Genomic DNA, 5,289 nt, shown 5'->3' on the forward strand with positions numbered 1-5,289 from the left:
GCGTGCAAAAGGTCACGCGCCTTGTGACGACAACGAAGCAGATGCTTTGGCAATTTTATATTTAATGAAAGAAGGGGATGCGCATGTCTAATGGTATGCCATGGATAAGATTCCATTTGTATGACTGGATAAGTGGTACAGATGGAATGACGTTAGAGCAAAGGGGCGCTTATATGACGCTTCTCGTTCGCATGTACGATAAAAAAGCACCAATTAAAGAAGATTTTGAAACGCTTGCACGTGCTTGCAATTGTTCGCAGAAAAAATTTGCAACTCTTGTCGAATACTTAATGAGGAATGATAAACTTGTTGAGACAGATAATGGATTGTGGAATACGCGCGTTGAAGAAGAACTCAATAACCTCAGTGAAGAGCTAGATAATTTTGCCTTTAATAATAATAAAGAAAAGGAGGGGAAATATGTCAACTAAATTACCGTGGACGAGGCTTTTTGCAGATAGATGGGCAGTAGTTGTCGATTATTTACCTCCTGTAGAAGGTAATATCTATATGAGATTGCGGTTTCGCATGCTTCGTACTGGTGAACCTCTTTTTTGTAATATTAAAGTTTTATCTCATTACACTGGTTATTCAGTAAAGAAATTTGAGACAGCATTGAATGTTTTGCTAGAAGAGGGATACATCATTCGTTTAGCAGATGGTCGTTTATGGAATCTCGATGTTGAAGAAGAATTAAAAAATTGCAATGAGAATTTAAATAAACTTTCAGAAAAAGCTATAAAAGCTGCAAATACTAAGAGAAAAAAACATAAAGATGACTCATCAAAAGACCATGATGAGGTCATGATGATGTCATCACGAGGTCATGATGACATCATGATGAAACACATTAACATAGACAATAACATATATAATAAAAAAACTAAAACTATCGTTTTAGCAAAAAAAGAAATTGATTTTGAAAATTTAGAAATCACTGATTTGGTTCAAGAGCCAATCGAGGTTGATGCTGTTGAGAGCCAATCAGAGCAAACCGCAACATCATCAGATAACCAATCTCCCATTCACGAGCAGACAAGCGTTCCGAAAAAAGCTAAGCGGTCAAAAGCTAATCGGGGCTGTCGATTACCGAATGATTTCGAACCCGATTACGATTTTGCAATCGAAGCGGGTTTGCCTTCAGAGCGTGTGAAAGTCGAAATCGCAAAATTTCGAGATTATTGGCGTTCAAAAGCCGGAGCAAATGCAACCAAAACCGATTGGCAAGCAACGTGGAGAAACTGGGTGCGAAAGGCAGTTGATGATTTAGAAAAAACGAAAAACACGAACAACAATGGTGGAAACAATGGAAACTTTTCAAAAGATCAAAGAACTCGTGGTAGTACCGGAGAGACAATCCGTAATCTTATCGGTGCAACACAGCTTAGTGACGCCTCTACAAGATACCGTGCAACAGATAGAGCAATGTGTAACTCTGGAGTTCCCATGGACTTTGAGAAATGGCATTCAATTGACAGCAACCCTAGAGAAACAAGCTTTAGAAGCTTATCAGACTGTTCAAAACTTACTTACCGTGAAAGCGTCTGTTGAAGACATAGCAGAGGCTCTTGATGTACTTGAAGGTGGTTTGACAATGCAAAAAGTTTCGAATGTAGAAGCGCGTGCAAAGGCTTATATCGCAGCTCTTAACGGCATTTCACTCTGGTCTTTATTGCAAGCTGTTAAAAATCTTATACGTGGTGAAGCAAAAGGCATGTCAACAACCTTTGTCCCCTCATGTGCTGATCTGGCGCAGTATTGTCGTGATTTAGAAAGCGGGCTTTATGGTGTTGCTGAGAGAGTTTTTACAGCAGTTGAAAATACGCGTAACCTAGCCTTAGGAGGCAAGCGCATTTCATTCATGAGAATAGGAAAGCCTAGTGAAGAGCAACATAACAGTAGCAATTCAAAAGCGGCTTAAAACAGCAAACTAGTGAAAAGTGCTGATGGTTTTGTGATTAGATATGCGTTTAAATCATCAAAAATGTACCGTACAAAGCGATTTAAAGATTTTATAATGAAAACCACACCAGTAACACAAAACGCTCTGTACGGTCAAATTTAAGGTAAATTAACCTATTGGTAAAATTATGGACTAAAAACATGGAAATTTTAAAACAACTGTTCTTAACAAATCATAAACAGCCTATGCAAAAAAAGTGGGTTGCAACGGCTGTTGGGTATGTTCCTTGGGGAGATGGAGCAGAGGAGTATTTTTACAACCTCTACGAATATGAAGACGGTACAAGAGAGTGTGAAAAGTTTGATGGCGGTCAGTATTATACCACACCAGAAAATGCGGATTTTAGCACCAAAGCGCAAGTGAAAGCATGGGTTTACGGTGGTGCTATTCCGAAAAGCGTTCTCAATTACGAGCCTCTTATAGACGAGATCAACAGAGAGATCAAAAAACTATCGAAAACCGTGGAAAATGAATATGTTGACAGATAAGCAGATAAGAGCCTTGTTTGGTATTATAACTTTTATATTTTTATGTTTTTTAGGAATTAAAAAAAATCCCTACTTTATTCAAAGTATTTTGATATTTGCATCTTTTGGTTTGATAATAATAACAAATATTTTTGTAATTTTATGCAATTCTCATATTCCTTTTGAGTTGCAGAACAATCCAAAATATAAAGATGATGATACAACGGGTTGGGTGAAACTAACACGTGATTTACAACAGTATTTGCACAGACTCTTAAAACTAATAAGTTTAGCGCTTGTCGTTTTAATTTTCCCAAGTAGTTATAAAGAAACGGTTTCTTTATCTGTTATTTCTAATTACGTAGAGCATAAGCTTTCTTTTTCATTGGATACTGTACTTTGGTACTCAGATATTGCTCTTTGGTATTCCTTTTTAGTTTGTGTATTGTTTCTTATGTTACGTACACGCAGTTTAATAAATATATCTATTTACACACTACAGTGCTCCATTAAAAAGCCATAGTAAAATTTCCAATTTTATAAAACTGTTTAGATTAAATGGTGTTGTCTCTTCTCAACGTTCATAGATGAAATCAACAAGGAGATAAAAAAACTATCGGAAGCCGCTTGACATTATTTCTGTAATGTATATCTTCGATATTAGGTGCCTCAAAAACACCTTAAACGAACAGCGGATAGATTGCCGACACAATTTTTCTTCCGCACATTAAAGGCTTTGACTCATTGTATGTTGCACGCATATAATGGCATTGTCGGGTGTAGTTGCGCTATACAATACCCTTATGGGAAAAGCGTAACGACGGACTGTTCGCCGTGTTTTTGAGCACCCGGCATTCTTTATTGAGTGTCAATCAAAAACGTCTAATCGAACAGGAGTTCACATGAACACTCTCATAGAAATTAAAGAACTAACAATTGATCAAGAAATTGTGCAAACGGTCAATGCGCGTGAGTTACACGCATTCATGGAAATAGGAAAACGTTTCGCTACTTGGATTACGGATCGTATTAATCAATATACATTTGAAGAAGGTAAAGACTTCATAAAAACACAAGATTTGCGGTTCCCAAAATTGGGAAGCGCAAAATCTAGAGCTGTTACAGCAATAGAATATCATCTCACTCTAGACATGGCAAAAGAGCTCTCAATGGTTGAACGCAATGAGAAAGGACGTCAAGCACGTCGTTACTTTATTGAGTGTGAGAAGAAACTAAAAAGCCAATCTGTTGATTATGACCGTGATACACGCTTTGATTTCCCAAAAGATTGGGATAAAATGTCTCCAACTAAAAAGGCTGTTTACATTTATGGACCTCTCCACATGCATCTTGTTAAAGCCTTTACATTGGTAGAAGAAAGCAAACAGTATAAAACACTCATTGAAGAAGCAAAACAGGTCTTAGCAAAATCTGTTGTAAAAGCTGCTTAGATTTAAAAACATAACTCCCCATCTTTAAAGGTGGGGAGGAAGTTAAGCCGCATCTTTGATTGTGATAACAACTTGCTTGCCAAGAACACTCAGTGCTTGCTCTAATGTTTGAAGCTTCGTTGGATAATTGGGATCAAGAATGCGTCTTGCTTCTGTTTCTTTTTTACCCAAACGATGTGCCAATTCTGTTTTTGTGATATTCGCTTCATTAAAGGCTTCTACCACTGCAAGTTTAAGAGCATTCCATGCATCTACCGTAACCTCTACAAGACCTTTATACTGTTGTCGCATTGGTAAAGGCAAACCACGCATAGGATAGCTCCGTAATGCTAACCCTAAAGCTTCAACAGCATTCTCTAATGCCTCTGCTCTATTTTCTCCAGCTGTTATTGCTTCTGGTACATCTGGAAAGGTTACAATAAAACCACCATCTGGATCAGATTCCAGTTTTGCTTGATACGTGTATTCCATATTTAGGTCTCCTCGCCATGATCGAAATGCTTTTGAAACGAAAAATTAAAGCCGTTGAGAGAGTAACTCATACCCCCAACTGCTTTTTTATTATTTTCACGTAAAGTGGGGTCAATTCACCAGATTTTATAACGGTTGTCTTGTCTCCAAAAGTTACCAAATAATGTGACCCTTTACCTGCATCAGGAGCTTCACTGTAATGAATGCCTCTTTTTCTGGCTTCTTTACGTAATTCTCTAAGCAGTGCTTCTCGTTTCATTTAGCCTCCCCTTTCTGCATAAAATGAATATCGCACAAAAAGGTTCGATGGTCAACAATAAATCGAACAAAAAAGTTTGATACAGACTCTTAAATGAAAGGATATTTATTAAAAAGTTAAAAGCAGTAATAAGAAAGCGGTGCCATTTGTGTGACATGTTTTTTTGATGAATAATTTGTCAAATAATATTATAATGTAATACTTAAAAAACTGTTATTAATAAACTGAAATAATTGCATAAATATGCAAATTATGCTAAGATTTTTTATGTATAAATTGCTAATCTAATGGGGCTACAAATATGCTAAATAAAGTGACGTTAATCGGGCGCCTTGGTGCTAATCCCGAAAGCAAAACAATGAATTCTGGAGCTGAAATAGTCAATTTTAGTATAGCAACTTCTGAAACCTATACAGATAAAAAGACCAATCAAAAAATAGAGAAGACAGAATGGCACTCCATTGTGGTTTTTAATCCACATTTAGCAAAAATTGCTCTTCAGTATCTCAGTAAAGGTTCAAAGGTTTACATAGAAGGCAAATTACAAACACGTAAATGGCAAGATAAAAATGGTCATGACCGTTACACAACAGAGATTGTCTTACCACAATTCAAAGGCGAGTTGTATTTGCTTGATGCCAAAAAAGAGCAATCGGCATTCCCTTCACCCATTACTTC

At 36.9% G+C, this 5,289-nt stretch carries 9 protein-coding genes; 7 read left to right on the forward strand and 2 right to left on the reverse strand.

The annotated features are described in order from the left end of the window. Positions 1–83: 83 nt before the first annotated feature. From ACFIO3_RS08390 to ACFIO3_RS08415, 6 genes are all read left to right on the forward strand, one after another. Positions 84–431: a DUF1376 domain-containing protein gene (locus tag ACFIO3_RS08390; protein WP_375704306.1), complete on the forward strand. Its 348-nt coding sequence runs from the start codon at positions 84–86 to the stop codon at positions 429–431. Then, positions 421–1,551, forward strand: coding sequence for a hypothetical protein (locus ACFIO3_RS08395; protein WP_375704307.1), 1,131 nt, complete (start codon positions 421–423; stop codon positions 1,549–1,551). Before ACFIO3_RS08390 ends, ACFIO3_RS08395 begins: the two co-directional genes overlap by 11 nt. Then, the gene (locus tag ACFIO3_RS08400; RefSeq protein ID WP_375615449.1) at positions 1,535–1,921 is read left to right on the forward strand and encodes a hypothetical protein; all 387 of its coding nucleotides are present in this window, start codon (positions 1,535–1,537) and stop codon (positions 1,919–1,921) included. The genes ACFIO3_RS08395 and ACFIO3_RS08400 overlap by 17 nt, the downstream gene beginning before the upstream one ends. Before the next feature lie 182 nt (positions 1,922–2,103). Further along, positions 2,104–2,451 carry a hypothetical protein gene (locus ACFIO3_RS08405; RefSeq protein WP_375704308.1) on the forward strand — a complete coding sequence of 116 codons (348 nt, stop codon included), beginning with the start codon at positions 2,104–2,106 and terminating at the stop codon, positions 2,449–2,451. Then, positions 2,438–2,953 carry a hypothetical protein gene (locus ACFIO3_RS08410; protein WP_375704309.1) on the forward strand — a complete coding sequence of 172 codons (516 nt, stop codon included), beginning with the start codon at positions 2,438–2,440 and terminating at the stop codon, positions 2,951–2,953. The genes ACFIO3_RS08405 and ACFIO3_RS08410 overlap by 14 nt, the downstream gene beginning before the upstream one ends. Before the next feature lie 379 nt (positions 2,954–3,332). Then, the gene (locus ACFIO3_RS08415; protein ID WP_375704310.1) at positions 3,333–3,881 is read left to right on the forward strand and encodes an antA/AntB antirepressor family protein; all 549 of its coding nucleotides are present in this window, start codon (positions 3,333–3,335) and stop codon (positions 3,879–3,881) included. Between the two features lie 42 nt (positions 3,882–3,923). Here ACFIO3_RS08415 and ACFIO3_RS08420 read toward each other — a convergent pair whose 3' ends face one another. Beyond that, entirely contained in the window at positions 3,924–4,352 is a 429-nt protein-coding gene (locus ACFIO3_RS08420) for a type II toxin-antitoxin system HicB family antitoxin (protein WP_375607166.1), read from the reverse strand. A gap of 67 nt (positions 4,353–4,419) precedes the next feature. Next, complete coding sequence (locus ACFIO3_RS08425; protein ID WP_004859817.1) at positions 4,420–4,611, reverse strand: hypothetical protein; 192 nt, start codon at positions 4,609–4,611, stop codon at positions 4,420–4,422. Positions 4,612–4,912: 301 nt separating this feature from the next. Between ACFIO3_RS08425 and ssb the strand changes: the two genes are divergently transcribed. Next, positions 4,913–5,289, forward strand: a 377-nt coding sequence (gene ssb / locus ACFIO3_RS08430) for a single-stranded DNA-binding protein (protein WP_375704311.1), incomplete at its 3' end; no start/stop codon positions are given.

It is taken from the genome of Bartonella sp. AD328YNZD (assembly GCF_042196425.1).

Excerpts from the sequence above, each read along its gene's own strand:
- ACFIO3_RS08390 (WP_375704306.1), top strand. The coding sequence starts at position 84 with ATGTCTAATGGTATGCCATGGATAAGATTCCATTTGTATGACTGGATA.
- ACFIO3_RS08395 (WP_375704307.1), top strand. The coding sequence starts at position 421 with ATGTCAACTAAATTACCGTGGACGAGGCTTTTTGCAGATAGATGGGCA.
- ACFIO3_RS08405 (WP_375704308.1), top strand. The coding sequence starts at position 2,104 with ATGGAAATTTTAAAACAACTGTTCTTAACAAATCATAAACAGCCTATG.
- ACFIO3_RS08410 (WP_375704309.1), top strand. The coding sequence starts at position 2,438 with ATGTTGACAGATAAGCAGATAAGAGCCTTGTTTGGTATTATAACTTTT.
- ACFIO3_RS08415 (WP_375704310.1), top strand. The coding sequence starts at position 3,333 with ATGAACACTCTCATAGAAATTAAAGAACTAACAATTGATCAAGAAATT.
- ACFIO3_RS08420 (WP_375607166.1), bottom strand. The coding sequence starts at position 4,352 with ATGGAATACACGTATCAAGCAAAACTGGAATCTGATCCAGATGGTGGT.
- ACFIO3_RS08425 (WP_004859817.1), bottom strand. The coding sequence starts at position 4,611 with ATGAAACGAGAAGCACTGCTTAGAGAATTACGTAAAGAAGCCAGAAAA.